At 73.1% G+C, this 25,706-nt stretch carries 20 protein-coding genes, 1 tRNA gene and 1 pseudogene; 11 read left to right on the plus strand and 11 right to left on the minus strand.

Going from position 1 to position 25,706, the window contains the following annotated elements:
* Nucleotides 1-36: 36 nt before the first annotated feature.
* Entirely contained in the window at nucleotides 37-2,142 is a 2,106-nt protein-coding gene (locus tag ACZ60J_RS11800; protein WP_469680949.1) for a hypothetical protein, read from the minus strand.
* Nucleotides 2,143-2,488: 346 nt separating this feature from the next.
* Between ACZ60J_RS11800 and ACZ60J_RS11805 the strand changes: the two genes are divergently transcribed.
* Nucleotides 2,489-3,016 (plus strand): RNA polymerase sigma factor, encoded by a 528-nt coding sequence (locus tag ACZ60J_RS11805; RefSeq protein ID WP_469680951.1) that lies wholly within the window; start codon nucleotides 2,489-2,491, stop codon nucleotides 3,014-3,016.
* Between the two features lie 812 nt (nucleotides 3,017-3,828).
* A pseudogene (locus ACZ60J_RS11810) lies at nucleotides 3,829-4,575 on the plus strand (IclR family transcriptional regulator domain-containing protein); the annotation flags it as partial.
* 418 nt (nucleotides 4,576-4,993) lie between these two features.
* On the opposite strand, the gene ACZ60J_RS11815 reads toward ACZ60J_RS11810, so the two are convergent.
* Entirely contained in the window at nucleotides 4,994-6,703 is a 1,710-nt protein-coding gene (locus ACZ60J_RS11815) for a serine/threonine-protein kinase (RefSeq protein WP_469681519.1), read from the minus strand.
* Between the two features lie 217 nt (nucleotides 6,704-6,920).
* On the opposite strand from ACZ60J_RS11815, the gene ACZ60J_RS11820 reads away from it, so the two are divergent.
* The 3 genes from ACZ60J_RS11820 (at nucleotide 6,921) to ACZ60J_RS11830 (ending at nucleotide 12,091) form a co-directional block, all read left to right on the plus strand.
* Nucleotides 6,921-10,118: an NACHT domain-containing protein gene (locus tag ACZ60J_RS11820; RefSeq protein ID WP_469680953.1), complete on the plus strand. Its 3,198-nt coding sequence runs from the start codon at nucleotides 6,921-6,923 to the stop codon at nucleotides 10,116-10,118.
* Between the two features lie 59 nt (nucleotides 10,119-10,177).
* Nucleotides 10,178-10,762: a TetR/AcrR family transcriptional regulator gene (locus ACZ60J_RS11825; RefSeq protein ID WP_469680955.1), complete on the plus strand. Its 585-nt coding sequence runs from the start codon at nucleotides 10,178-10,180 to the stop codon at nucleotides 10,760-10,762.
* Between the two features lie 114 nt (nucleotides 10,763-10,876).
* Nucleotides 10,877-12,091 carry an agmatine deiminase family protein gene (locus ACZ60J_RS11830; RefSeq protein ID WP_469680957.1) on the plus strand — a complete coding sequence of 405 codons (1,215 nt, stop codon included), beginning with the start codon at nucleotides 10,877-10,879 and terminating at the stop codon, nucleotides 12,089-12,091.
* Between the two features lie 52 nt (nucleotides 12,092-12,143).
* Here the strand turns inward: ACZ60J_RS11830 and ACZ60J_RS11835 are convergent, their stop codons facing one another.
* Both ACZ60J_RS11835 and ACZ60J_RS11840 read right to left on the minus strand, forming a co-directional pair.
* Nucleotides 12,144-12,698 carry a GNAT family N-acetyltransferase gene (locus ACZ60J_RS11835; RefSeq protein WP_469681521.1) on the minus strand — a complete coding sequence of 185 codons (555 nt, stop codon included), beginning with the start codon at nucleotides 12,696-12,698 and terminating at the stop codon, nucleotides 12,144-12,146.
* A 44-nt stretch (nucleotides 12,699-12,742) separates the two neighbouring features.
* Nucleotides 12,743-13,315: a TetR/AcrR family transcriptional regulator gene (locus ACZ60J_RS11840; protein ID WP_469680959.1), complete on the minus strand. Its 573-nt coding sequence runs from the start codon at nucleotides 13,313-13,315 to the stop codon at nucleotides 12,743-12,745.
* A 239-nt stretch (nucleotides 13,316-13,554) separates the two neighbouring features.
* Here ACZ60J_RS11840 and ACZ60J_RS11845 point away from each other — a divergent pair, with 239 nt between their 5' ends.
* The 3 genes from ACZ60J_RS11845 (at nucleotide 13,555) to ACZ60J_RS11855 (ending at nucleotide 17,716) form a co-directional block, all read left to right on the plus strand.
* Nucleotides 13,555-14,568, plus strand: coding sequence for an agmatine deiminase family protein (locus ACZ60J_RS11845; RefSeq protein WP_469680961.1), 1,014 nt, complete (start codon nucleotides 13,555-13,557; stop codon nucleotides 14,566-14,568).
* Between the two features lie 114 nt (nucleotides 14,569-14,682).
* Nucleotides 14,683-16,386, plus strand: a complete 1,704-nt coding sequence (locus tag ACZ60J_RS11850) for an ABC transporter substrate-binding protein (RefSeq protein ID WP_469680963.1) — start codon at nucleotides 14,683-14,685, stop codon at nucleotides 16,384-16,386.
* A gap of 187 nt (nucleotides 16,387-16,573) precedes the next feature.
* Nucleotides 16,574-17,716 carry an agmatine deiminase family protein gene (locus tag ACZ60J_RS11855; RefSeq protein ID WP_469680965.1) on the plus strand — a complete coding sequence of 381 codons (1,143 nt, stop codon included), beginning with the start codon at nucleotides 16,574-16,576 and terminating at the stop codon, nucleotides 17,714-17,716.
* A gap of 80 nt (nucleotides 17,717-17,796) precedes the next feature.
* On the opposite strand, the gene ACZ60J_RS11860 is transcribed toward ACZ60J_RS11855, so the two are convergent.
* The 3 genes from ACZ60J_RS11860 to ACZ60J_RS11870 form a co-directional block, all read right to left on the minus strand.
* The gene (locus tag ACZ60J_RS11860) at nucleotides 17,797-18,207 is read right to left on the minus strand and encodes a DUF4440 domain-containing protein (RefSeq protein WP_469680967.1); all 411 of its coding nucleotides are present in this window, start codon (nucleotides 18,205-18,207) and stop codon (nucleotides 17,797-17,799) included.
* A gap of 186 nt (nucleotides 18,208-18,393) precedes the next feature.
* Nucleotides 18,394-18,481 (minus strand) — tRNA-Leu (locus tag ACZ60J_RS11865).
* Between the two features lie 167 nt (nucleotides 18,482-18,648).
* Nucleotides 18,649-19,110 carry a hypothetical protein gene (locus ACZ60J_RS11870; protein ID WP_469680969.1) on the minus strand — a complete coding sequence of 154 codons (462 nt, stop codon included), beginning with the start codon at nucleotides 19,108-19,110 and terminating at the stop codon, nucleotides 18,649-18,651.
* Nucleotides 19,111-19,320: 210 nt separating this feature from the next.
* Between ACZ60J_RS11870 and ACZ60J_RS11875 the strand changes: the two genes are divergently transcribed.
* Nucleotides 19,321-20,538: a low temperature requirement protein A gene (locus ACZ60J_RS11875; RefSeq protein ID WP_469680971.1), complete on the plus strand. Its 1,218-nt coding sequence runs from the start codon at nucleotides 19,321-19,323 to the stop codon at nucleotides 20,536-20,538.
* Here ACZ60J_RS11875 and ACZ60J_RS11880 read toward each other — a convergent pair.
* The gene (locus ACZ60J_RS11880; protein ID WP_469680973.1) at nucleotides 20,525-21,466 is read right to left on the minus strand and encodes a beta-ketoacyl-ACP synthase III; all 942 of its coding nucleotides are present in this window, start codon (nucleotides 21,464-21,466) and stop codon (nucleotides 20,525-20,527) included. The genes ACZ60J_RS11875 and ACZ60J_RS11880 overlap by 14 nt on opposite strands.
* Nucleotides 21,467-21,681: 215 nt before the next feature.
* On the opposite strand from ACZ60J_RS11880, the gene fdhD reads away from it, so the two are divergent.
* Entirely contained in the window at nucleotides 21,682-22,515 is an 834-nt protein-coding gene (fdhD, locus tag ACZ60J_RS11885; protein WP_469680975.1) for a formate dehydrogenase accessory sulfurtransferase FdhD, read from the plus strand.
* A 59-nt stretch (nucleotides 22,516-22,574) separates the two neighbouring features.
* Here the strand turns inward: fdhD and ACZ60J_RS11890 are convergent, their stop codons facing one another.
* The 3 genes from ACZ60J_RS11890 to ACZ60J_RS11900 all read right to left on the minus strand — a co-directional run bounded on the left by ACZ60J_RS11890 (nucleotide 22,575) and on the right by ACZ60J_RS11900 (nucleotide 24,491).
* Nucleotides 22,575-22,868: a hypothetical protein gene (locus tag ACZ60J_RS11890; RefSeq protein ID WP_469680977.1), complete on the minus strand. Its 294-nt coding sequence runs from the start codon at nucleotides 22,866-22,868 to the stop codon at nucleotides 22,575-22,577.
* 120 nt (nucleotides 22,869-22,988) lie between these two features.
* Nucleotides 22,989-23,420 (minus strand): (2Fe-2S) ferredoxin domain-containing protein, encoded by a 432-nt coding sequence (locus tag ACZ60J_RS11895; protein WP_469680978.1) that lies wholly within the window; start codon nucleotides 23,418-23,420, stop codon nucleotides 22,989-22,991.
* Between the two features lie 9 nt (nucleotides 23,421-23,429).
* A complete protein-coding gene (locus ACZ60J_RS11900) occupies nucleotides 23,430-24,491 on the minus strand; it encodes a bile acid:sodium symporter family protein (protein WP_469680980.1) in 1,062 nt (353 codons plus the stop codon).
* A gap of 172 nt (nucleotides 24,492-24,663) precedes the next feature.
* Here ACZ60J_RS11900 and ACZ60J_RS11905 point away from each other — a divergent pair, with 172 nt between their 5' ends.
* A complete protein-coding gene (locus ACZ60J_RS11905) occupies nucleotides 24,664-25,515 on the plus strand; it encodes a LysR substrate-binding domain-containing protein (RefSeq protein ID WP_469680982.1) in 852 nt (283 codons plus the stop codon).
* The last annotated feature ends 191 nt before the right edge of the window (nucleotides 25,516-25,706 follow it).

Here is a 25,706-nt window from a genome sequence, read left to right on the forward strand (position 1 = left end):
CCGCCGTCCACCGCGGTGGGACACCGCGGCGGACGGTCAGTCGCGGCCGCCCCGGGCGCCGTCGATCGCGGTGATCCGGACCCCGCTCGCGAGCCTGCCCGTCAGGGTGGCCGCGGGGCCCTGCGGCCCGGCGACGGGGACCGCCAGGGTCCGGCCGGCGACCTCCGCGCGGACGGCGCCGGCCGCCGTGATGCCCGCGACCTCGCGGCTGCCGGCCGCCAGCAGGTACCAGCGGCCGGCCGGCGACTTCCACCGGGTGCCGGCGAGCAGGTGCTGTCCGAACCGTCCGCACGCCGCGGTCTCGCGGGAGCGCGCCACGTCCTGCGGAGCCCCGGCGGGCAGGCGCAGCTGGACCAGGACGTCCCCCGGGCCGGCCCAGCCGGAGGCCCGGGTGCAGGTCCAGACGGCCCGGCCCGCGCCGTCGGGGAGTTCGGAGCCGGCGAAGTCCCAGATGTTGACGGCCCGTACCCCGCCGTCCCGGTACTCCCGCAGCCGGCAGGCGACCGGCGCCCACGCCGCCCGCGCGGCCGCGCCGGTGGCCTCGCGCGGCTGGCGTGCCGCCACCGCGCCCGGACCGTCGGGCAGCGGTGTGTAGGTCAGGTGTACGGGGGTCAGCGCGCCCAGGTCGGCGAGGAGGAAGGCGTGCTTCTCCACGATGCGGGCGGAGGAGGTCAGCTCCAGCACGGGCCACGCGCCGCAGGCGCCGGAGGCATCGGCGCCGCCCGTGCGGGGCACGGCCGTCTCCTCGGTGACCCCGTCGGGGGCGACGGCCAGGGGTGTGGTCCCCTCCCCCGTCCGGAGCAGGTCGCGGGTGCCGGCCCGGGCGATCCACGGCGCGAGCAGGTACCGGGCCCGGCCCCCGTCCGTGCTGTCGCTCCCGCTCCCGCTGCCGTTCCCGCTCGCCGGGGAGCGGCTCAGGGTCAGTGCGGCGGCGGTGGTCACGTTCGCCTCGTCGGTACGGGCGAAGGCGAGCTCCCTGCCGCGCGGCCCGGCGGTGGCGTCCGCCGATTCGCCGTAGCGGACCACCCGGTCCCCGTCGAGCAGCAGCACGACCGCCCGCCCGGCGACGTCCCCCGCGTACAGCAGGTGCGGTGCGCGCAGCGGGGCGTCGGTGGCCGTCCCCGGCGCAGCCGTCACCGCCACCTCCCGGGGCCGGGCAGCCCAGGCCCCCAGGGCGCGGGCGAGCAGACCCCGGTCGGCGGTACGGGCACCGCGCGCGGGCCAGGCGGTGAAGTCGACGCGGGCGGTGTCAGACCAGGCCTCGGCGGGCACCCGGACCAGCCGGGCGGGGTCCAGCGCCCCGGCGGCGGCCGGTCCGGCGAGCGGCGACGCCTCGGGGCGGGGCGGCGACCCGTCGGCGGCGAGGATCCCGGCGGCCAGGGCCAGCGCGACCGCGGCGGTCCAGCCCGCCCGGGTGCGGCGGCGGCGCCGCAGCAGGTCGGTGGGCCGGGCGCTGACCACGGCGGCATCGAACCTGGCGCCGCCCGCCCCTCGCAGGAGCGTTTCCCCGCCGCCCTCCCCCACCCGGGCCCCGGGCCCGGTCCGGGGGGCGGAGCCGGGGCCTGCGACAGGCGCCGGGCCCGGCCACGGTCCCGGTCCCGTACCCGCGCCCAGGGGTCCGGGGGCTCCGCCCGCCCACTCCCGCCAAGCGGCCAGCGCCTCCCGCACGGAGTCCGCCGGATCGCAGACCCCCGCCGCGCCGAGGAGCCGGGCCACCGCCTCCTCGGGCAGGCCGTCCATGCCGTGCAGGACGAACGCCGCCCGGACCGGCCCCGGCGCCGTACCCAGTACCCGGGCCGGCTCGTCGATCCCGCCCGCCGGGGGCCACAGCCGCAGCCCCCAGACGAAGGGCGGCACGGGCGGCCACCCGAGCCCGGCCGCGGCGAGGCGGGCCCGGCCGGTCGGAGCGAGGCTCGCGCGCAGGACCCGTACGCGCACCTGGGCCAGGGGCCCGCCCGGCCCGTCGGGACCGGCCGGGGCCGTCTGTGCACTGCCGAGACCGCCGCGCGGCAGGGCCCGTTGGACCGCCTTGTGCGCGAGGAGGACCCGGGTATGGCGGCCGAGCGTGACCGGGAGCGTCACGTAGGCGAGCCGCACCAGCTGGGGGTAGTGCTCGACGAGGACTGCCTCTGCCTGCTCCACGGCGGTGGAGCCGAATCGCTGTGTTGTGCCCACTCTCCGACAAACGAGTGAATCTTGGGATGGTCACACGCCGTGCTCTCCAGCGGGGCGCCAAACGAACGCACAGGAGAACGGCATATGCGTTTGCGCTGGTTGGGGGCATGTGCGATCGACATCGATCAACGCGCGATCATCACCGAACGTAATTCTTCCAGCTTTCGTCTCTGCGCCCTCCGAGTGCGCCCGCGCTGATTTCCTTGCCCCGCACACGGGATGGGGTGGAGCGGTGAGCGATGGCAGCGGTCTTCCGGAGGAGTCCGGCGGCGGAGCCGTGGGTCTGCCGAGCCGGCGACGGCGGCCGGCGCCCATGAGCCAGTGGAATGCGACGGCGCGCCTGTCGTACTGGGCCTTCCACGCCGATCGGCGCCCGGCCTACATGCGGTTCGCGTACCTGCAGCTGGGCTCGGACGCGGCGGCCGAGCAGGCGGTCGACGCCGCCTTCGACTCGATCATGTGCGAATGGCTGCGGATGCTGCACATGGACCGGCTCGACGCCTACGCGTGGACCGTCCTCAAACGGCGGCTGATAGACCGCCAGTTCCGCCGCAGCCCCTGGCCGGAGCCGATGGACACCAGTGCGTTCGAGGCAGCGCTCAAGGAGGCCCACGCGGAAGCCGACCAGTACGAGGTGCTCACCGACACCATCCGCTTCTACTCCGCCGTCTCCCGGCTCGCCGAACGGCAGCGCGACGCCGTGCTGCTGCGGTACGGGCTCCAGTGCACCCCCGGCGAAGCCGCCGCCATCATGGGCGTGGACGAGGCCACGGTCCGCTCGCAGCTCGGCCAGGCCCAGCGCCGGCTCGCCCGCCTGCTCGACACCTCGGCCGAGTCATGAACCGGGGCACGAGCCGCGGAACCCGTCGCGAGGACGGCGGACTCCCGCGCTCCCTGGAGCAGTTCCTGGCCCGCGCGAGCGTGCGCGACCGCTATCCGCACTACGACCTTGGCGCGGCGGAGGCCCGACTGCTGCTGCGCGGCGCCGACTCCACCACCGCCACCGGGTCGAAGCCGCTCCCCGCTCCGGCCCCCCGACGCGGCGGAACCCACGCCCGGCGCCGCACGCTCGGCTGGAGCGACCCCCTGCGCGATCTGCCGCTGGACTCCGAGCGGGCCGGGCGCGACCTCAAGGCCGCCTGTCTGGCCTCCGTGTGCGCCACGGGGGCCCGGGAGCGGCTCGACGCCTTCGAGAGCGGCGGCCACGCCGACCTGCCCGGAGCCGTGGTCTTCGGCTGCCTGCTGCACCTGGCCGGACTGCGCGAAGGGGCCCGGTTCTGGTGGCAGTTCGCCGCCGGGTCGGGACGCAGCCGGACCGCGCACGCCGCGTACTGCCTCTTCCTCGACCACTCCCGGCGCGGCGAGCACCACGACGCCCGCTTCTGGGCCCGGGAGTTGAGCCACCGTCGCTTCCGGCCCAGCGGGCGCCGGGAGCTGCGCGAGGTCCAACTGTGCGCGCAGGCCGCCGTCCTGCGCTACGTCGACCAGCTCGACGACCCCGACCTGGGCCCGGTGCCGCTGCCCAGGCCCGGGGTGTCCCGGGCGCTGGACACGTTCCGGCCGCCGGCCGCTCCGAAGCCACCGCCGGGGGCGGGCCGACTGGGTTCGGGCCCGCTGCGCCACCCCGCGCTGACGGCTGCGGCCCGCGGGACCGTGGTCCAGCCCGGCGGCGGCGAGGCCCTGGCGGCCGCCCGGCGCGCGCTGGCCGTCGTACGGGTCCTGCAGCGGCGGCCGCTCGGCGTCCGGGCCGGACGGCTCGGACGGGAGGCCGGCCTGGCCGAGGCGGAGCTCGGGCCGCTGCTGTCGATGCTGTGCGAGGAGGGGTACGCGTACCGCTCCGGCGTCGGGGTCTACGCCCCGGGGCCGGCCCTCGACCGGCTCGCCGCCCCGGGCGGCCGGGGACTGGCGGGCCAGTTGCAGCGCACGCTGGCCCTGGCGCGGGACAGCGCGGGTGCGGCCGTGTACCTGAGCCGGTACGCGGAGGGGGAGGTCCGGATCACCCAGATGGCGGACGGGCCCGGCGCCCCGCCGGTGCGGGAGTGGGTGGACTTCCGGGACGCCGCGCACGCCAGTGCGGTGGGCAAGTGCCTGCTGAGCCAGCTCGACCACGACGGCCGCGCCGACCACGTGGCCCGGCACCGGCCCGCCCGGCTCACCGAGCGGACCATCACCGACAGCCGGGCCCTGTTCAGCGCGCTCGACGCGGTGGCCCCGGGGGCCCCCGTCTTCGACCTGCGCGAGTACGCCCCCGGCGTGGTGTGCGCGGCGGTCCCCCTGGCGCTCGGCGACGCGGCGGGCAGCCTCGCGCTGTCGCTGCCCGGCGGGCACGCGCACCGGCTGGGCCGGGCCACGGAGGCGCTCCGGCTGAAGGCGGTCCCGGTGCTCCTGGCGCTGCTGCTGGCGGGGGCGATCCCGCCGGACGGGACGGACGGTGCGGGCGCTGCGGAGAAGGCGGCGGGGGACAGCCGCGCCGACGGCCCGCAGCCGCGGCCGGAGCCGGAGCCGCAGCAGCTGCCCGTGCCGGTCACGGCGGAGACCCTGCGCCAGTTGCGCAGCGTCTTCCGGACCCCGCTCACGCGGGCCACCGGCGGGGCGGAGGGGCCGCACCTGGTCAGCGACAGCGCCTCCGAGGCGGCGTACCTCTTCGAGGCCCCGCAGGGCGACGGAGCCCCCGGGCTGGCGCTCCCGCGCACCTACGCCCCGCTGCTCCCGGGCAGCCTGCGGACGGCCCACGGGCAGGACGGGCTGGTGGTACTGCGCACCTGACCGGGGAGGGGCCGAGGGGTCGGGGTCGGGGTCGGGGTCGGGGGCGACGGGATCAGGGGGTGACGGAGCCGGGTGCGCCGGGGACGAAGGTTGCCACGGCGGTGTCGAAGTGCCGTTTGGCCGCGGCGAGTTCGTCCACCGGTGCGGAGACCCAGATGTCGTACATCCGGCCGTTCTGGTCCCAGCAGAGGTCGTAGGTGTGCCGGGGGCCTTCGGCCGGGTCGAAGCCGTTCCAGGTGAACTCCCAGAGCGCCGCCGGGAGTTCGTGGTGCGTCGTGGGGACGACCGTGCCGTCTCGGTAACCGGCGTTGGTGTCCGGGCCCTTCGCGTGGGCCTGCCGCATCACGCCGAGGGGACCGCCGGGCACCGGCATCTTCACCCGGATCCCGACGCGGAAGGCCCCGTCCGGGGAGACGTAGAAGACCCGCTGGTCGTCGGTGGCCCGCTGGTACCCCTCGGGCACGGCGATGGCGAAGCCCTGCGGGTCGGCGAAGGTCCGGTATCCGGCGGGCGCCCCGCCGCCCGGGGCCACACCCACGGGACTCGGGGTGGAGCCGGCCGGGCTCCCCGCGACACCACCGCCGCCCGGAGTCACGGGCGGGCTCGCGGAGCCACCGGCCGCCGACGGCGCGCTCGGTGTCCCCCGCCCCTCCTCCACCACTCCGAACAGCGAGCCCAGCGGGCCGGCGCCCACCACCACCCCGCCCGCCACCAGGGCGACGACGGCCGCGGCCACCCCGAGGCCGAGGCCCCGCCGGGTGGCGACCCGCTGCCTGGCCGTCGGGCGCGGGGCCACGGCAGGGGCCGTCAGCCCCTCGGGCTCCGGCGCGGGCGTGGATCCGGCGGCGGGGGCGGAGCCGTCCGCGGGCACGGACGCGGGCGTACCACCGGCGTGCGGGGGCACCCGGTCCGCCGGTGCGGGCCCGCGCTCGACGGAATCAGACCCACGGCCCGCGTCCGCACGTCCCTCTACGGGTACGGCCGTCCGCCCGGCCGGACCGACCGAGCCGACCGGACCGCCGCCCGCCAGGTACGCCGACAACAGCCGGTCCGCCTCGGCCGCCGCCATCCTCCGCTCCGGGTCGCGTTCCAGCAGCCCCCGGATGACCGGCAGGAGCGGCCCGGCCTGGGCGGGCGGCCGGATCTCCCCGGATACGACGGCGTGCAGGACGCCGCCGAGCGAATCGCGGCGGAAGGGGGATTCCCCGGTCAGCGCGGTGCACATGAGCGTGCCGAGCGACCACAGGTCGGCGGCCGGCCCGGCTTCGGCGCCCCGCATCCGCTCGGGAGCGGTGTACTCGGGCGAGCCGACGAAGGCGCCCGTCTGGCTGATGGTGGTGGCGCCGGAGAACCGGGCGATGCCGAAGTCGGTGAGCACCACCCGGCCGGTCCCCGCCTCCATGAGGACGTTGGCCGGCTTCACGTCCCGGTGGAGCACCCCCCGGCCGTGCGCCGCGGTCAGGGCGCCGAGCAGGGCGAGTGCGGTCCGCGCGGTCTCGACCGGAGTGAGGGTCTTCCCGGCGGAGACCAGGTCGGCGAGGGAACCGCCGTCCACCAGTTCCATGACGATGCAGGGGCGGCCGTCGTGTTCGACGACGTCGTGGACGACGACGACATGGGGGTGGCGCACCTGCGCCACGGCCCGCGCCTCGCGCAGCGCCCCCGCGGCCACACCGTCCCCGTCACCCTCGCCCACGTGCAGTTCCTTGACGGCGACCGGACGCCCGAGCAGTTCGTCGGTGGCCCGCCACACGGTGCCCATCCCGCCCCGGCCCAGCCGGCCTTCCAGGCGGTACCGCCCGGCCACCACGACACTGCCGCGCGTCTCGTCCCGTGCCACCGCGAACCCCCCTCACCCGTCCCACGGGCCATGATGCCGTAGCCCGCTCCCCCGCCGGTCCGAGCCGGGCGCACTCTAGAATCGCGTCGGGCGGCACCGGCACAGCTCTACGGGGGGGGCACACGTGGAACCCACAGCCATGGGGCTCAAGTTGGCGACGGCCGTGATCGGTCCGCTCGTCAGGAAGTTCTTCGTCACCGACGCCCCCGGGGCGGGGCTGGTCGACAAGCCGGTCCGGCTCTCCGGGTACGTCTCGTTCAAGGGCGAGAAGCGCACCCTCACCGAATCCGACGTGCGCACCCTGGCCGCCACCCTCGTCCGGCAGGCCCTGGGCACGGGCGAACGCCGGATCCCGGCGGACGAGGAGAACGCCGTCACCGACGCCCTGGCCGCGACCCTGCACGCCCTCGGCGACCTCACGATCACGGACGTCGACGCCGTCCGCCTCGGCCCGGAGTCCTTCGCCCGCGAACTGCGCCGCGCGGCCGACCGCCCGGAGCGCCACCTCTCCGCCGACGCCACGCACTTCTACGAGGACCTGCTCGCGGTCGCCTCCCTGCACATCCTGGAGTTCTTCACCCAGCGCAAGACCTTCACGGCGCACGCCCTGGTCGGCCAGACGCGTGCCGTTGACGAACTCACGCGCAAGACGGACGAGTTGATCCGCAGGACCCCGCTCCCCGACGCAGCGGACGCCGCGTTCGAGGCGACGTACCTCCCGTACGTGGCGAAGAAGCACTCCAAGCTCACCATCTACGGCATCGACCTGAGCAACTCGCCGACGCGCTGGCCGCTGGACGTGGCGTACCTGAGCCTGGAGGCGGCCCCGCTGGGGCGGCCAGGGGTCTCCTGGGAGGCCTACGAGACCGCGGAGGACTTCCTCGCGGTGCAGCGGACCCTGGAACCCCAGCCCGCCGATCAGGCGCTGTCCCGCACCCCCCGCGTCCTCCTGCGGGGCGAGGCCGGTTCCGGGAAGACCACGCTCGTCCAGTGGCTGGCGGTCACCGCCGCGCAGCAGGACCGGACGGACCGGCCCGCGTACCTCCGCAACCGGATCCCCTTCGTGCTCCCCCTGCGCACCCTCACCCGCCACGGCGAACGGCTGCCGGCCCCCAAGGACTTCCTCGCCGCGATCGGCTGCCCCCTCGCCGGCTCCCAGCCCGCCGGCTGGGAGCACCGGGTGCTCACCGCCGGGCGGGGACTGGTCCTGGTGGACGGCATCGACGAGATTCCCGAGCCCGAGCGCGAGCGGACCCGCCGCTGGCTGCGGGACCTCATCGACACGTACGACGGCGGCAACCGCTGGCTGGTCACCTCGCGCCCGTCGGCCGTCGGACAGGACTGGCTCACGGAGGAGGGTTTCACCGAACTGGCGTTGTCCGCCATGAGACGCTCCGAGACCGCCACCTTCATCGAGCGCTGGCACGAGGCCGCCCGCGACGGGGCCGAATCCGCCGCCGAACTCGACGCGTACGAGGCACAGCTCCTCACCGCGGTCGCGACGCAGGCCGACCTGGGCCGGCTGGCCACCAACCCCCTGATGTGCGGCCTGATCTGCGCACTCCACCGCGACCGGCGGGGCTATCTCCCGCACGGCCGCAAGGACGTGTACGAGGCCGCCCTGTCCATGCTGATCAGCCGCCGGGACCGGGAGCGGGACATGAACGTCCCCGACCTCCGGGAAGAGCCGCAGCTCGAACTCCTCCAGCGGCTCGCCTACTGGCTGATCAAGAACGGCCGTACGGAGATGGACCGCTCCCAGGCCGAGGACATCATCGGCCGGGCCCTCCCTGCCGTCCCCGAGGCGGCGGCGCTGGGCGACGCCGCGACCGTCTTCGAGCACTTCCTCCAGCGCAGCGGCCTGCTCCGCGAACCGACCCCGGGAACGGTGGACTTCGTCCACCGCACCTTCCAGGACTTCCTGGGCGCGCGGGCGGCCGTGGAGGAGGGCGACTTCGGGCTGCTCGCCGCGCACGCGGCCGACGACCAGTGGGAGGACGTCATCCGCATGGCGGTCGCCCTGGGCCGGCCCCGCGAGCGGGTGGTCCTGTTCAGGGACATGCTCTCCGTCGGCGACCGCATCAAGGACCAGCGCGTCCGCTTCCGCGTCTACCTCCTCGCCGCGGCCTGCCTGGAGCACGCCACGACGCTGGAGCCGGCCGTCCGTGCGGCGGTGGAGGAACGCACCGCCACGCTGATCCCGCCGAAGGACGAGGACGAGGCCCGCGCACTGGCGCAGGTGGGTCCCCTGATCCTGGACCTGCTCCCCGGCCCGGACGCCGTCGATCCGGCGGACGCGCGCAACGTGGTCATCGCCGCCTCCCACGTCGGGTCCGACGCCGCGGTTCCCTTCCTGGCACGGTACGCCGCCCCGAGGGAATCGCCCCTCGAGATCCGCAGTCAGCTCGTGTGGGCCTGGTCGCGCTTCGAGACCGCTCGGTACGCGGAAGAAGTCATCGCGCGGCTGAACCCCGAGGGTCTGGACTTCACCGTCACCTCCGACGAGCAGGTGCACCTGCTGGAGCGGCTGGGGGTATCCGTTCAATCCCTGGACGTCCGGGACGAGCCCTCGGAGGAGGTGCTCGCCTCCTACCTCTCCCGGCACGCACTGACGAAATTGCAACTCCAGGACCGCGATCTGCCGGACCTGTCGTTCCTGGTCGGCCAGACCCGGCTCGAAACCTTCACCACGTACCTGTGCCAGCCGGTCTCCGACCTCTCGCCGCTCGTCGGGCTTCCCCTCCGGAACCTGTGCATCGACATCACCACGGACGTGGATCTCGGTCCGGTGTGGCAGTTGTCCGACCTCTGCAGCCTCGTGGTCTCCGGCGTGGAGCTCAGGAGCTGGACGCCGGCCGATTTCCCTCCGCACGCTCCCCTGCAGCGCCTCCAGATGTTCAGCCGCTTCCCCCACCAGTTCGACCTCAAGGGAATCAGCCGCTTCCCGCTGCTCGAAACCCTCGGAGTCTCCGGCTCGCCGACGGCCGAAGGCTGGCAGGAACTCTCCTCCCTCCAGGCGCTCTCCGTGCTCAATCTGGACGCGGCCTCGTTCGACGCCCTTCCGCCCGACACCGTCCTGGCGCAACTCACCCATCTCGACGTCGTCGACATCGACGACGCACTCACCGCAGAGAAGATCATCGACCTACTGCCACGCGCCTTCCCCCGCCTCACCACGTGCGGCTTCTGGGAAAGCGAGGTCTTTGTGGACACCGTCGACGTTTCCGCGCTGGCAGGTGCGCACGCCTTGGAGGAGTTCCGGACGAGCATGCACTTGAGCCAGATGGACGGCTTCGCCACGCTGCCGTCCCGGATCACCGTCCACAACGTCTTCTGACTGGACATTCGGTCACCGCCGGGCGAGCGACGGGGAACCTGCCGGTAAGGTGTCGGACCGTGGCTGATCGTCGAACGGCAATCATGGAAGGCGCCGCGCGGGTCATCGCCCGGCGCGGCGTCCGCGGTCTGCGCGTGGAAGAGCTCGCCGCCGAGGCGGGCGTGTCCACGGCCTTGATCTACTACCACTTCAAGGACCGCGCGGGGATCCTCCGCGCCACCCTGGAGTTCATCAACGACCGCGCCGGCCGGTACACCACGGAGCGGGACCCCGCCGATCCGCCGCTCGACGCCCGGGGCGAACTGGAGCAGACGCTCCTGCTGGAGTTCCAGGACGATCCGGCGGTACGGGAGAACAGCACGGCCTGGGGAGAGCTGCGCGCCAGCGCGGTGTTCGACCCCGACCTGCGGGAAGACCTCGCCGGCGCCACCCGCGTGTGGGTGCGGGAAGTGGGCGAGCTGCTCGGGCAGGCCCATCCCATGGCCCCGGCCGCCGCCCTCTCCGGTGCCGCCGAACGGCTGACCGCCCTGGTCGAGGGGCTGAGCTCGCGCTGGCTCAGCGGCAGCCTGCCCCTCGCGCACGCCCGCGAGCTGATGGTGTCGTCCATCGCCGCCGAGCTGGACCGCCTCTCCCGCACCGCCTGAGCCGCAGTCTTCGTACGGCGCTCCCCCCCATCTGCGGAGATCCCGTCGGCGGGGATCACGTACGTGCACACCCCGCGCCTTGACTGAATTTTCAGTCAGTGCCAGAGTGTGGTCATGGCCGCTCTCGGCACCCCCACCTCCGGAGGCTCACCCATGCACGACTCCACCGACGACAGCCGCTCGCTCCTCGGCCGGTTCTTCGGCTCCGCCCCCTCCCGCAGGCGCGTCCTCGGGGCCGCCGGACTCGGAGCCGCAGGGGTGGCACTCGGAACCGCGGCCGCCGCGACGCCGGGGGCGCTCCGGGCCCCGAGCTCGGCGGTGCAGCGCTGGCGGGTGGACCTCGACGACGTTCCCCACGCCCGCACCTGGATGTCCTGGCCCTCGCGCTCCTCCATCTGGGGCGGTCGCGCGCTGACCGGGGTCCAGGAGGACATCGCACTGATCGCGAAGACGATCGCGCAGTACGAGCCCGTCGTCATGTGCGCGCCGGACGCGTACACGGCCTCCACCGCACGGTCCTGGTGCGGGCCGGACGTGACCGTGACCACCTCCATCGGCACCGACGACCTCTGGATGCGCGACATCGCACCGGTCTTCCGCCGGGACGGCCGCGGCGGGCTCGACGCGATCGGCCTGAACTTCAACGGCTGGGGCAACAAGCAGGCCCACTCCTACGACCGGCACGTCGCGGAGAGCGTCGCGTACGAGGCCCACCTCCCCTTCAGCAAGACGGACTTCGTCGGCGAGGGCGGCTCGATCGAGACCGACGGCGACGGGACCGTGATGGCCACGGAGAGCAGCCTCGTCAACAAGAACCGCAACCGGGGCTGGAGCCGGGCCGAGGTCGAGGACGCCGTTCTGCACGCGTACGGCGCCGAGAAGATGATCTGGGTGCCGGGCATCAAGGGCAAGGACATCACCGACGACCACATCGACGTGACCTCGCGCTTCATCCGCCCCGGTGTCGTCATGGTCCAGGTGCCCCCGGCGGGCCGCGACGACGTCTGGGCGCGCGACGCCCGCGAGCAGTTCTCGATCCTCTCCGCGGCCACGGACGCCAGGGGGCGGCGGCTCACCGTCATCAAGGTCGACGGTCCCGACACCACGCGCTCGAAGAACCCCGAGTTCGTCGACTCGTACATGAACTTCCACGTGGTCAACGGGGCCGTCATCACCGCCCAGTTCGGGGACTCCGTGAAGGACGCGGCGGCGAAGCGGGCCCTGGCGGCCGCCTTCCCCGGCCGGACCGTGGTGCAGCTCGACGTCGACCGGCTGATGGCCGGTGGCGGCGGCATCCACTGCTCCACGATGGCCGAACCGCGCCCGTAGGGGCGCCGCCGGCGGTGCCGTCCGCGCGCGGGGCGCGGGCGGCACACCGTCTTCAAGCGGAGGTGTCCCCCGGGGCGGGCGGGCGGAGGTCCAGCATGCAGAACACCTTGTCGTAGCGGCGTTCGCCGACGGCGACGAAACGGGGCAGCCGCCCGTACTCGGTGAAGCCCAGGGAGGCGTAGAGCCGCAGGGCCCCGGTGTTGTCGCCCCGGGCGTCCAGCGTGAGGACCTCGATCCCGGCCCTGCGGGCGTCCTCGACGAGCGCGGCGGTCAGCGCCCGGCCGAGCCCCAGTCCGTGGGACCCGGCGGCGACGGCGAGCTTCTCCAGGTCCGCGTGCGGCCGGTGGGTGGGGCGGGCGTAGCGCTGCCAGTACCCGAGCCCGACGAGGCGGTCTGCGACGCAGGCGGCGCGCAGGGCCGCGTCCCCGCTCCGCACGGCGGCCACGACCCCGTCGAGGAGCTGCGCCACCTCGTCCGGCCCGGGCGGGTCGACCCAGCCCAGCGCGGCGCCCCCGGCGACGAGCTCGGCAAGGATCCGGTGCGCCGCAGCGGCGAACCGGGCCGCCCGTTCCGGGTCGGACACCAGCTCCAGGGCGTCGACGATCACCGCTCCGGCGGCCGCGCCGCCCGTCTCCCGATCGCTGAACGGCACTAGACGGCCAGTTCCCCGTCGATCGCGTCGGCGAGGAGCCGGCGGGCGTGCTCCAGCGGCAGCGAGCCGCTCAGCCAGCGGACGCTGAGTCCTTCGAGGAGGGCGGTGAGGCGTTCGGCGGCGGCCGCGTGTTCCGGGGCCGTGCCGGCGGGGCGGGCCTGGGCGAGCAGGTAGGAGATCTCGTGGACCCAGCTGTGCGTGGCCTTGGCCACGTCCTCGCGCAGGTCGGCGTCGAACACGGCGCTGGCCCTCAGCTCACCCCAGGCGGTGCTGTTCTCCCGCACTTCCGGGGTTTCCTGGAGTTCCAGGAGCAGGGACCGCTTGAGCTCGTCGCGCGGGCTCTCCGGTGCGTCCGGGTCGTCCTCCCGCTCGGCCGTGTAGCGCTCGGCACGGTCGCTGATGAACTCCAGGGTGCGGCGCAGGATCCCCGCGCGGTCCGTGAAGTGGTAGTAGATCAGCGAGGTGGACACGCCCGCTTCGGCGGCGAGCTCCCCCACCCGGAGCCCGCGCACGCCGCGGCGCGCGATCACTCGCGTGGCGGCTCTGAGTATTTCCGTTCGACGGTCTGACACGAAGGGTCACTCTACCCGTCGAGTCCGTCACCTGGGGCTTTTCCTGACCGTAACATCAGGGACCCTTTTCCGGCGGTAGCACCGTGATCATGCCGATACGGAGGCCCCCCTCCCCTTGCCCGATACGTCGCGTGTGGGATTTCGCGTCAACCTGGACAGAACTATTGACTGAATTTTCAGTTCGATGGAGGATGCGAACACCTCACAGCACTGACTGAATTTTCAAACAGGAGTGGATCATGGCACCTTTCCGCATGCCGGCCGAGTGGACGGAACACGAGGGCTGCCTGATGGCGTGGCCGACCAGGCAGGACCTGTGGGGCGAGGTCTTCGACGAGGTCAAGGTCGAGTACGCGCACGTCGCCGCTGCGATCGCCGAGTTCGAGCCGGTCACCATGGTCGCGCTGCCCGGCAGCGGTGACGAAGCCCGCGCGCTGTGCGGCGAGGACGTCGAGGTGATCGAGCTTCCGATCGACGACTCCTGGTTCCGGGACTCCGGGCCGATCTTCGTCCTCGGGGAGGACGGCAGCCGGGCGGGCGTGGACTTCCGCTTCAACGCCTGGGGCGGCAAGCACTTCCCCTACGACACCGACGACAAGATCGCCGCGGCGCTGCTGGCGCACCTGAACGTGGACCGCATCGACTCGCGGATGATCCTCGAAGGCGGTGCGATCACGGTCGACGGCGAGGGCACGCTGATCACCACCGAGCAGTGCCTGCTCCACCCGAACCGCAACCCGGACATGACCAAGGAGGAGATCGAGGCCGAGCTGGTCGCCCGCCTCGGTGTCACCAAGGTGATCTGGCTGCCGTACGGCGGTCTGCTCGACACCGAGACCGACGGCCACGTGGACGGCGTCTGCGCCTTCGTCGCCCCCGCCACCGTCGTCGTCCAGCTTCCGAGCGACCCCGCGCACCCCGATTACGAGCGCATGCGCGTGAACCGTGCCGTCCTGGAGGGCTCCACCGACGCCGCCGGCCGCCCGTTCACGATCATCGACCTGCCGCAGAGCAACCTCGTCGAGGTCGACGGCCGGGAGACCGAGGTCGGCTACCTGAACTTCTACGTCGCCAACGGCGGGGTCGTCGTCCCCGTCGCGGGCACCGCCGAGGACGAGGGCGCGCTCGCCGTCATCGCCTCCGCACTGCCCGGCCGCAAGGTCGTCGGAGTCCGCTCGCGCGTGATCGCGTACGGCGGTGGCGGCGTGCACTGCATCACCCAGCAGATCCCCGCAGCCGGCCGCACCGCCTGACCTGCTCCCTCCCCTCGCCGTGCCCGGGCCGGCGGCCCGCCCCCGAGCCTCCCCGCCTCGACCCGCCCGCCGCCTGCCCGTACCTCTCCGCCCCGCTTGGAAGAGAGAGCACCGATGCCCGGATCCCTTCTCCGGCCCCAGGCCGCCACCCGCCGGTACGCCACCCGCCGGTACGCCACAGGCCGCTCCGTCACCCGCCGGTACGTGCTGCCCGTCGCCGCACTGACCGCCCTCGGACTGGCCGCCGCTTGTTCCGGCCCGCCCGAGGGCGGCGGGAGCCGCACGGACACGGCCTTCAGACTGTCCGCCGGCACCCCCGCCGCCGCGGGCGAGATCGACTCCTTCACCTGGGCCGTGTACGCGGAACCGCCGACGCTGGACTACATCTCGGCCTTCGACTATCCGGCGAACACGATCCTGTCGAACGTCTGCGAGAGCCTGATGCGGTGGACCCCGCAGCTCACCACGGCTCCGGGACTGGCCGAGAAGGCCACCCACCCCAATGACTGGACCTGGGTCTACGACCTGCGCCCGGGCGTGCGCTTCCACGACGGCGGCACGATGGGCGCCGACGACGTGGTCCACAGCCTGCGCCGCCAACTGGACCCGGCGAACGGGGCCGCCTGGAACAGCGCCTTCTCCAACGTCGAGACCGTCACCAAGACCGGCCCGCTCCAGGTGACCGTCAAGCTCCGGCAGCCCGATTCCCAGTTCCCGCAGTACATGGCGACCGCCGCCGGCGTCGTGGCCTCCAAGGCCGGGGTGGAGAAGGCGGGCAAGGGCTACGGCACCACCGGCAGCCTGGACTGCACCGGCCCCTTCGAGCTCGGCGCCTGGAAGAAGGGCCAGTCGATCGAGCTCCGGCGCTTCGACGGCTACTGGGGCACCAGGGCCAAGTCCGCGAAGGCCGTCTTCACCTTCCTCACCGACGCCACCGCCCGGACGAACGCCCTGCTGAGCGGCGAGGCCGACGGTGGCTACCTGATCCCCACCGAGAGCTACGACCGGCTGCGCGCGAGCGGCGCCGGGACCCTGTACTTCGGCGAGGGCCTCAGCACCGTCAACGTCAACGTCACGAACATGAAGGGCGCGCTCGGCGACGTCCGGGTCCGCCGGGCCCTGTCCCTGGCCCTGGACCGCGGCGGCTTCGTCAAGGCCGGCCTGGGCGGCGCCGGCACCGTCACCAGCTCGCTCACCGCCAAGGCGATCTGGGCCGAAGCGCCCGACGCCGTCCGCGCGTCCGCCTTCGACAGGCTGCCGTCCCCCGGCCAGAACGTCGAGGCGGCCCGGCGGATGATCGAGGAGGCCGGCGCCACCGGAAAGACGCTGACCGTGGCCACCAGTCCGATCGGCCAGGACGTCTCGGTACTGGCCACCGCGGTCCAGGACGCCGGCACCAGGATCGGTCTGAAGATCCAGCTGAAGACCATCGCCCCGAACGCCTTCACCGCCCTCTTCACCGACCCGGCCGCCCGCGAGGGCATCGACATGTTCCCGGAGACGTACTACGCCTCCGTCACCGACCCGATGGCCATGCTGGGCAACTTCCAGACCGGGGCCTACCAGAACTACGCCGGCTACAGCGACGAGTCCTACGACGCGCTGACCGACAGGGCCCGGTCCGAGTACGACCCGGCCAAGCGCTTCTCGGCGGCCGCCGAACTCCAGCGCAAGGCCTCCGACCAGGTCCTGTGGATCCCGGTCGCCGAATGGCCCACCGCGGTCTTCCTGAACAAGCGGATCACCGGCGCCCCCACCACCATCTCCTACCTCTACTCCCCGTGGGCCGCCGGCGTCGGGGCGGCGGCCGCGCGATGAGTCTCCGGCCCGCCGCCGTACGCCGGGCTGCAACACCCCCCAGCACCCTTGCAGGCGCCGGCTCCGCCGCGCCCTGTGAGGGGGGCCGCGGGTGCGTCGGCACCCACGACCCGTCGATCCACCCGTTCGACCGTTCACCCGTTCCACGCAATGCGCGCATCCACGGCTGACTGATCGGAGATCAGAGATGAACGAGCACGTCGTAGGGAAGCTGGACAGACGAGGGTTCCTGACCGCGGCCGGCCTCACGGCCGCGGGAGCGGCACTGGCATCGGTGGGCGGCCAGGCCTTCGCGGCCGGTCGGCCGTCGGCCGCGGCGGCCGGGGCCTTCTCCGTCCCGTGCGAGACCGTCCGGCACACCCGGACCTGGATGGCCTGGCCCGACCGGACCTCCATCTGGGGCAACAAGCTCGCGGGGGTGCAGGCGAACATCGCGCTCATCGCGAAGACCATCGCGAAGTACGAACCGGTCGTCATGCTCGCCAACTCGGCGAGCGTCTCCAAGGCGAAGAGCGCCTGCGGGACCTCGGTCACCGTCATCAGCTCGATCCCCGTCGACGACTGCTGGATCCGCGACAGCGGCCCGGTGTTCCGCACCAACGGGGCGGGCGGGCTGGACGCGTTCGGCACCAACTTCAACGGCTGGGGCAACAAGCAGAGCCACGCCAAGGACGCCCTGGTGGCCGGCCGGATCGCCGCCTACGCCGGGGTGGGGTTCAGCACCGCCGCCTTCGTCGGCGAGGGCGGCTCGGTGGAGACGGACGGCGCCGGCACCCTCATGGCCACGCGCAGTTCCCTCATCAACTCCAACCGCAACCCCAACATGAGCCAGGCGCAGCTGGAGGCGGCCATGTGCGCCGCCTACGGCGCGTCCAAGGTGATCTGGTTCAAGGGCATCTACGGCCAGGACATCACCGACGACCACGTCGACGCCACGTCCCGGTTCCTCGAAGCGGGCAGGGCTCTGGTCCAGATGCCGCTGGCGAGCGACAACGACATCTGGGCCAAGGACGCCCGCGAGCAGTACCAGATCCTGTCCACCTCCACCAGCGCCCAGGGCAGCCCGATCGCGGTCACCAGGCTCCAGGGCCCCGACTACGACCGGATCCGCTCCACGAACCCCGACTTCGTGGCCTCGTACGCCAACTACTACGTGTGCAACGGCGCGGTGATCTCCTCGCAGTTCGGTGACACCCGGGCCGACGCGGCGGCCAAGGTCACCCTCCAGCAGCTCTTCCCTGGCCGGGTCGTCGTACAGCTCAACACCGACAGCCTCGGCGCGGGCGGCGGCGGCATCCACTGCGTGACCCAGCAGCAGCCGGTCGCGTAACCGCTCCCCCACCGACCCGTCCGGCCCCCCGCTGTCCGCGGGGGGCCGGTTCCGCTCCTGGGCGCTGCGGCCCAGTGGCCCTACGGGGCGACGTCGTCCCAGGCCATCGCGCTCATCCGCCAGCCGTCGGGCGTCCGCACGTACTGGGTGGTCTTGTGCCCGGAGCCCTCGAACCACGTGCCGTCGAGGTATCCGGACTTGCGGTACTCGCTGAACCGGTGCGCGATCGAGCCGAAGACCTCGGTCCGCTCGGCGACCTCCCATTCGCGGAACTCCGTCAGGGTCCCGTCGGTGAGGATCTTCTCCCGCGGTTCGATGAAGCCGTCGAGGTCGTAGATCACGGGGTCGCCCCCGATGTTCTTGATGATCATCCCCTGGGGGATGAACACCTCGCGGACGGCGTCCAGATCCGGCCGCGTGCCTCCCGCATTGGTGAACGCGCCGAGGAAGACACCCATCAACCGGTCCAGCTCGGCCTTGACTTCGGACACGCATACCCTCCCGAGGGCGAAGATTCCCGGCCGATCTTCGCCCACCCCCGGGCACGAGGGCAATGGTCTGGTAAGGCCACCACCCGGAGACGCCCACGCGGTCGCGCCACGCGTCCGGCACAAACAACAGAGCCGGTCAAACCGACGTTACGTCGGTTTGACCGGCTCCATTTGGTCGATTGACCTTGGTGTCCGAGGGGGGACTTGAACCCCCACGCCCGATAAAGGGCACTAGCACCTCAAGCTAGCGCGTCTGCCATTCCGCCACCCGGACCAGGTGGTCGGCCCCGGTTTCCCGCGGCGACATGGACAACAATAGCAAAGGTTCGGCGGGGTTCCGACCAGGTATTTCGCTCGGGTCCGGTCCGACGCGCCGCGCTGACCTGCGGGCATGCCCGGGGGCGGGTGCGCGGGCCGGGCGAGACGCGGAGTCTCGTCGGGTCAGGCCTCCTGGTTCGCCCGCTCTCCCGCCATCAGGTCTTCCCCGTGCTGCCAGGCGTAGAGGGTGCCTCCGTCCACGTAGCCGAAGTACGTGCCGCAGTGCAGGGCCGCCTTGCCCCGGGCGTCCTTCGGGAACCAGTCCGCCCGGAGCTGGATCTCCTTCGCCTCGGACGCGGGGACCGGGGTGCACCGGGCCGGGGGCTTTCCGTCCGGGAGGGCCGTCTTCAGCAGGCGCTCCCCGCCCGTGGTCTTCATCGCGTACCGGACCGACCGCGCGTCGTCCGGCAGCCAGCGCGGTACGGAAGGACGCTTCGACTTCGCCTCGGCGCCGGTCGCGTACGCACTCGACTCCTGGTGCCGGTTCTCCAGCCAGTCGTGCGCCGCCGGCACGGCGACCGCGGTGGCGACCCCGAGGGTGGCGAGGACTCCGGCGGTGATCACGGCGGCTTTCTTGCGGATCATGGTGGTTCTGCTCCCGTTGCTCTTCGACTGCCTGCTTTCATCCTCCGGCGCTGCGGCCGCCGATCCATCAGACCGCCGGGCGGGATCGGCGTACCTCTCAGGTCGCACGGCGGGGCGCCGGGGGCTCCCGGATGCTGATACCGGCTGGACACGGACGGGCCGAGGCGATCGGATGGGCGCCGCACGTTCGAGTCCAGGGGGGAATCACGTATGGAATCCGAGCATCGCGTCAGCACGCTGGAGCTCTTCTTCGACCTCGTCTTCGTCTTCACCATCACCCAGCTGACGGTGCTGCTCGCGGACGACCTCACCCTCCGCGGCGCCGGGCGGGTGCTGCTGATCTTCACGGTGCTGTTCTGGATGTACGGCGGCTACGCCTACCTGACCAATCAGGTACCGCCCGACCGGCCCGTGCGCCGCTTGCTGATCCTGCTCGCCATGGGGGCGTTCCTGGTGTGCGCCCTGGCCGTGCCCACTGCCTTCGGTGACGGCGGGGTGGCCTTCGGTCTGGGCTACCTGGTCGTCGTGATCATGCACAGTGCGCTGTACAGCCAGGCCCACGGGCGCGGGGTGCTGTGGTTCGCGCTGCCGAACGCGCTGTCCGCTCTGTCGGTGACGGCCGCCGGGCTGTTCGACGGGGTGGCTGCCCTGGGTCTGTGGGCCCTGGCGCTGGTGTTCCAGTTCGTCACGCCCCTCATCTCGCGGCGGGCGACGGCCTCCGGCGCCGACGCCGTCGAGGGGAAGACCATCGAGGAGCAGCTCGGCGGGATCGGTGCCGCCCACTTCGTGGAACGGCACGGGCTGCTGCTGATCATCGTGTTCGGCGAGTCGATCATCGCGGTCGGCATCGGTGTGGGCTCGCTGCCGCTGAGCTTCGGGATCGTCGTCGGTGCGTTCCTGACGCTGGCCGTCGGGGCCGCGCTGTGGTGGATGTACTTCGTGCGCGACGAGGGGCGTGCCGAGCACGTCTTCGCGGGCTGCCCGCCGGACCTGCGTTTCAAGCTGGCGCTGCGCGCGTACTACTACTACTTCATCCCGATGCTGCTGGGCATCGCCGCCTTCTCGGCGGGCGTCAAGAAGAGCATCGGGCACCTGGGCGAGCAGCTTCCGGCCGGACCCGCCCTCGCCCTCGCGGGCGGGGTCGCCTGCTATCTGGCCGGGGACGTCGCCTTCCGGCTGGTGCTGGGGATCCGGCCGGTACGGTTCCGGGCGCTCGCCGTGGTGCCCGTACTGGCCACCGCCGCGGCGGGCATGCGGATCGGTGCGGTCTGGCAGCTGACGGCGCTGGTCCTGGTGCTCGTGGCCGCTCTGGCGGTGGAGTCCCGCGCGCCCGGAGCCGAGCCCGCGGCCGAGCCCGGGCCGCAGCCCGCGACGGGCGGCGCCGCGGGCTCCGGGCCGGGTGTTGCCGCGGGTCTTACGGGCAGCTGATGACCTGGCCGGCGTAGGAGAGGTTGCCGCCGAAGCCGAAGAGGAGGACGGGCGCCCCGGAGGGGATCTCGCCGCGCTCGACCAGCTTGGACAGGGCCATCGGGATCGAGGCCGCCGAGGTGTTGCCGGAGTCGACGACATCGCGGGCGACGACGGCGTTGACGGCGCCGATCTTCGCGGCGAGGGGCTCGATGATGCGCAGGTTCGCCTGGTGGAGGACGACCGCGGCCAGGTCCTCCGGGGTGATCCCGGCCTTCTCGCAGACCTTGCGGGCGAGCGGGGGGAGCTGGCTGGTGGTCCAGCGGTAGACGGACTGGCCCTCCTGGGCGAAGACCGGCGGGGTGCCCTCGATGCGGACCGCGTTGCCCATCGAGGGCACCGAGCCCCACAGGACCGGGCCGATACCGGGCTCCTCGCAGGCCTCGACGACGGCCGCGCCGGCGCCGTCGCCGGTCAGGACGCAGGTGGTGCGGTCGCTCCAGTCGGTGATCTCGGTCATCTTGTCCGCCCCGATGACCAGCGCCCGGGTGGCGGCGCCGGCCCGGATCGCGTGGTCGGCGGTGGCCAGGGCATGGGTGAAGCCCGAGCAGACCACGTTGATGTCCATCACGGCGGGGCTGGAGCCCATCCCGAGCTTGGCCGCGACGCGGGCGGCCATGTTCGGGGAGCGGTCGATCGCGGTGGAGGTGGCGACGAGGACGAGGTCGATGTCGTCCGGGGTCAGGCCGGCGCTCGCGAGCGCCTTGCCCGCGGCCTGGTAGGCCAGCTCGTCCACCGGTTCGTCGGGTCCGGCCGTGTGCCGGGTCTTGATCCCGACACGGGACCGGATCCACTCGTCGTTGGTGTCCACCATGGCGGCGAGGTCCTCGTTGGTGATCACCTTCGAGGGTTGGTAGTGCCCTAGCGCCACCACGCGTGAACCGGTCATGGGCGGGGTCCCCCCTTGTAAGGCAGTCAGGATGTACCAGCTTTGCCTGCTACCGATGGGTACGAGGGCGCGTGACCCGACAGGATTCAGTGCCCGGAATTTGGAGCTTCCCGAGGGTGATCCAGCCCCGGAAGGTGCCCGAAGCGGATCCTGGAGAATGAATGCTCCAGGCGCAGGAGAAGCCCCTCGCCCCCAGAGACAGATGGACTGATCACATGGGACGGGTCACCGAACGCCGTCGCGTCATCCGGATCCGGAACGGCGCGGCGGGGGCCCGGGCGGACACTCTGGTGGCCGAAGAGCCCTTGGAGATCCGGCTCAACGGCAAGCCGCTGGCCATCACGATGCGCACCCCGGGTGACGACTTCGCGCTGGCCGTCGGCTTCCTCGCCAGCGAGGGCGTGCTCGCCTCGGCGTCGGACGTCCGGGCCGTGACCTACTGCGAGGGCGCCGCCGAGGACGGAACGAACACCTACAACGTGGTGAACGTCCAGCTCGCCGCGGGAGTTCCGGTGCCCGACATCACCCTGGAGCGCAACGTCTACACCACCTCCTCCTGCGGCCTGTGCGGGAAGGCCAGCCTGGACGCGGTGCGCACCGCGACCCGCTTCCCGGGGCTCGCGGACGATCCCGTACGGGTGGGCGCGCGGCTCCTCGGGGAGCTGCCGGACCGGCTGCGCGCGGAGCAGAAGGTCTTCGACCGCACCGGCGCCCTGCACGGCGCCGGGCTGTTCTCGGCGACGGGCGAGCTGATCGACGTACGGGAGGACGTGGGCCGGCACAACGCGGTGGACAAGATCGTCGGGCGGGCGCTGCAGGCCGGGCGGCTGCCGCTGGCGGGCTCGGTCCTGCTGGTGTCGGGGCGGGCCTCCTTCGAGCTGGCGCAGAAGGCCGTGATGGCGGGCATCCCCGTGCTGGCGGCGGTCTCGGCCCCGTCCTCGCTGGCGGTGGACCTGGCTCTGGAGTCGGGGCTGACGCTGGTCGGGTTCCTGCGGGGCGGGGACATGAACATCTACGCGGGTGAGGAGCGGATCGACCTGACGGCGTGAGCCGGAGCTCGGGGGCGGGCCCGTCGTGCGGCCCCGCCCCCGGCCTCGTACCGCGGCGGCTACTTGCCTGCGATGCGTCCCGCAGCGGTGTGCTCGGTGCCCGCCGGGGCCTTGACGGTCTGGCTGTGGCGGTTGTCCTTGGACGCGGGCTCGATCTTCGTCGCGGGAATGCTCGGGGTGCCCGCCGGGACCTCGATCGTGCGGCTGAGGGAGGAGCGGTCCTTGGCCTTGCCCGCGCCGTGGCCGTGGCCGTCGGCGTTCGCGTTGTCCGCGGCGTTGGCGGCGCCGCCGAGGGCGAGCGTGGCGAGCAGGGCGGTGGCGGAGACGGCGACGATGCGCTTGCTGAGCTTCATGAGGGGCTCCCTGTGGTTCGGGGGGTGTGTTCGGCTGACACCCAGAACCTAGAAGAACCGGACATTTCCTTGCTCTAACGCTTTCCGGCCCGCTCCCCCTCCGCCCTTACGCCGCCCCCATCAGCGCTTGCGGCGGCCGCGGCGGGAAGCGGGCTCGGCCGGCTTGGGGTCCGGGGGGTCGATGCGGTGGAGGTCGAGGGTCGCCGGGAGCGGGGTGGCCCCGGGGCCGCCCGCTTCGGCCCAGGCGATGATCTCGTCGGTGGCGGTGTCGTCCAGGGCCCAGCCGAACCAGACGGCACGGGCGCCCCGGCGGCGGGCCTCGGTGGTGGGCTGGACCACGATGACGTTGGCCTGCGCGCAGGGCCCGAGACAGTCGGTCGTACGGACGGCCAGGCGCCCTTCGGACGCAGCCGCGGCCTCGCGCAGCCGGTCCAGCTGTCCCGCGTGGTCGGTGCCGGGGTTCTTGCGGGGGTCGCCGCAGCAGCAGCCCCGGCAGACCACCAGGGTGCAGGGGCGCGGGGCGTGGGCGGAGAGCGGGCGTATCCAGGTCACTACCGCACGTTAGCGGGCCTGCGGGACCGGGTGTTGGGGGCTGTGCGAGACCTCCGCCACATGCCCGGCGGCGTGTTCGGGCTGCTCCGTGGCCTGTGGGGCCTGCGGGTCCCGTGCGCGGCGGCGGGCCAGTACGGCGCAGACCATCAGCTGCATCTGGTGGAAGAGCATCAGCGGGAGCACGGCGAGGCTCGCCTGGGCTCCGAACAGCACGCTGGCCATGGGGAGTCCGGCGGCCAGGCTCTTCTTCGACCCCGCGAACTGGATGGCGATCCGGTCCTCGCGGGTGAATCCGAGGCGCTTGGCCCCGTACCAGGTGGCCGCCAGCATCACGGCGAGGATGACCGCCTCCACCGCCATCAGCCCGCCCAGGCGCGGGAGGCTGACCTGGCGCCAGATCCCCGCGACCATGCCCGCACTGAAGGCGGTGTAGACGACGAGCAGGATCGAGCCGCGGTCGACGTAGCCGAGGACCTTCTTGTTGCGGACGAGGAAGCCGCCGACCCACGGGCGCAGCGCCTGGCCGAGGAGGAAGGGCAGGAGCAGCTGGAGGACGATCTTCAGCAGCGAGTCGAGGGAGAAGCCGCCCGCGCTGTTGCCGAGCAGGCCGGCGGCGAGAAGGGGGGTCAGGAAGATGCCGACGAGGCTGGAGAAGGAGCCCGCGCAGATCGCGGCGGGAACGTTGCCGCGGGCGATCGAGGTGAAGGCGATGGAGGACTGGACGGTGGAGGGGACCAGGCAGAGGAAGAGCAGGCCGCTGTAGAGGGGCGGTGTGAGCACGGCGGGGACCAGGGCGTGCGCGGCGAGGCCCAGGAGGGGGAAGAGGAGGAAGGTGGAGGCGAGCACGGTGAGGTGGAGCCGCCAGTGGCGCATGCCGTCGAGGGCCTCGCGGGTGGAGAGCCGGGCGCCGTACAGGAAGAAGAGCAGGGCCACCGCCGCGGTGGAGGCGGCCTCGGCCACGGGGGCGGCCGCGCCGCGGGCGGGCAGCAGGGCGGCGAGGCCGACGGTGGCGAGCAGACCCATGATGAACGGGTCCACGGGGAGCCTGGCGGGGAGGTGCGGGCGGCGCATGGGGAGGCTCACTTGCTGAGGTCGGAGGGACGGCGGGCGGGCGTGGCGGGGCGCGGCAAGGCGGGAGTCGACGGATTCACCTCCATTCTCGGCGGCGGGCTGTGATCGGGAAACCCGTACACCGCTCTCACTGTCATCACGGAACACGATGAGCGGGCGTAGGGTGGGCGGTGTGTACGACCCCGTTCAGCTGCGCACCTTCCTCACCGTCGCCCAGACCCTGAGCTTCACGCAGGCCGCCGCCCGGCTCGGCGTCCGCCAGTCCACGGTCAGCCAGCACGTGCGCCGGCTGGAGGAGGCCACGGGCCGGCCCCTCTTCCTGCGCGACACGCACAGCGTGGAACTCACCGAGGACGGCGAGGCGCTGCTCGGTTTCGCCCGCTCGATCCTGGAGGCGCACGAGCGCGCGGCGGCCTTCTTCGCGGGGACCCGGATCCGGGGCCGGCTGCGCTTCGGCGCCTCCGAGGACTTCGTGCTGACCCGGCTGCCGGAGATCCTGGAGGCCTTCCGCCACGAGCACCCTGAGGTGGAGCTGGAACTGTCCGTGGAGCTGTCGGGGACCCTGCACCAGCGGCTGGACGAGGGGCGGCTGGACCTCGTGCTCGCCAAGCGGCGCGGGGACGGCGACGAGCGGGGCCGGCTGGTGTGGCGGGACCGGATGGTGTGGATCGGCGCGGAGGGCTTGCGGGTGGACCCGGACCGGCCCGTTCCGCTGATCGTCTTCCCGCCGCCGGGGATCACGCGGGCGCGGGCGCTGGACGTGTTGCAGGCGGACGGGCGGCCGTGGCGGATCGCCTGTACGAGCGGCAGCCTGAGCGGTCTGATCGCGGCGGCCCGTGCGGGGCTGGGCGTGATGGCCCACACCCGGGGGCTGATCCCGCCGGGGCTGGTCCGGGTGGGAGGCCTGCCGGACCTCGGAGCGGTGGAGTTCGCCCTGCTCCGCGGCTCCCGGAGCTCCGCCGCCGCGGAGGCCCTGGCCGCAGCGATCCTGTCGGGCGCGGACCGCCTCACGCGGGCGGCGTAGCGGGGCGACGTACGACCCGTCGCGGCCCGCCGCGGCCGGGGGCGTACCCCGACTCCCCTGACCTGGGAACTCCGAGGCCCGCCGGGCCGAATGTGCTGCCGCTCGGGGCATCGGGCGTTTAGGGTCTCCGTACGCCAACCGGTCGCGGTACGGCGGGAATTCGCAGGCAAGTGAACCGTACGAACGGTACG

The organism is Streptomyces sp. NPDC104226, from assembly GCF_055584085.1.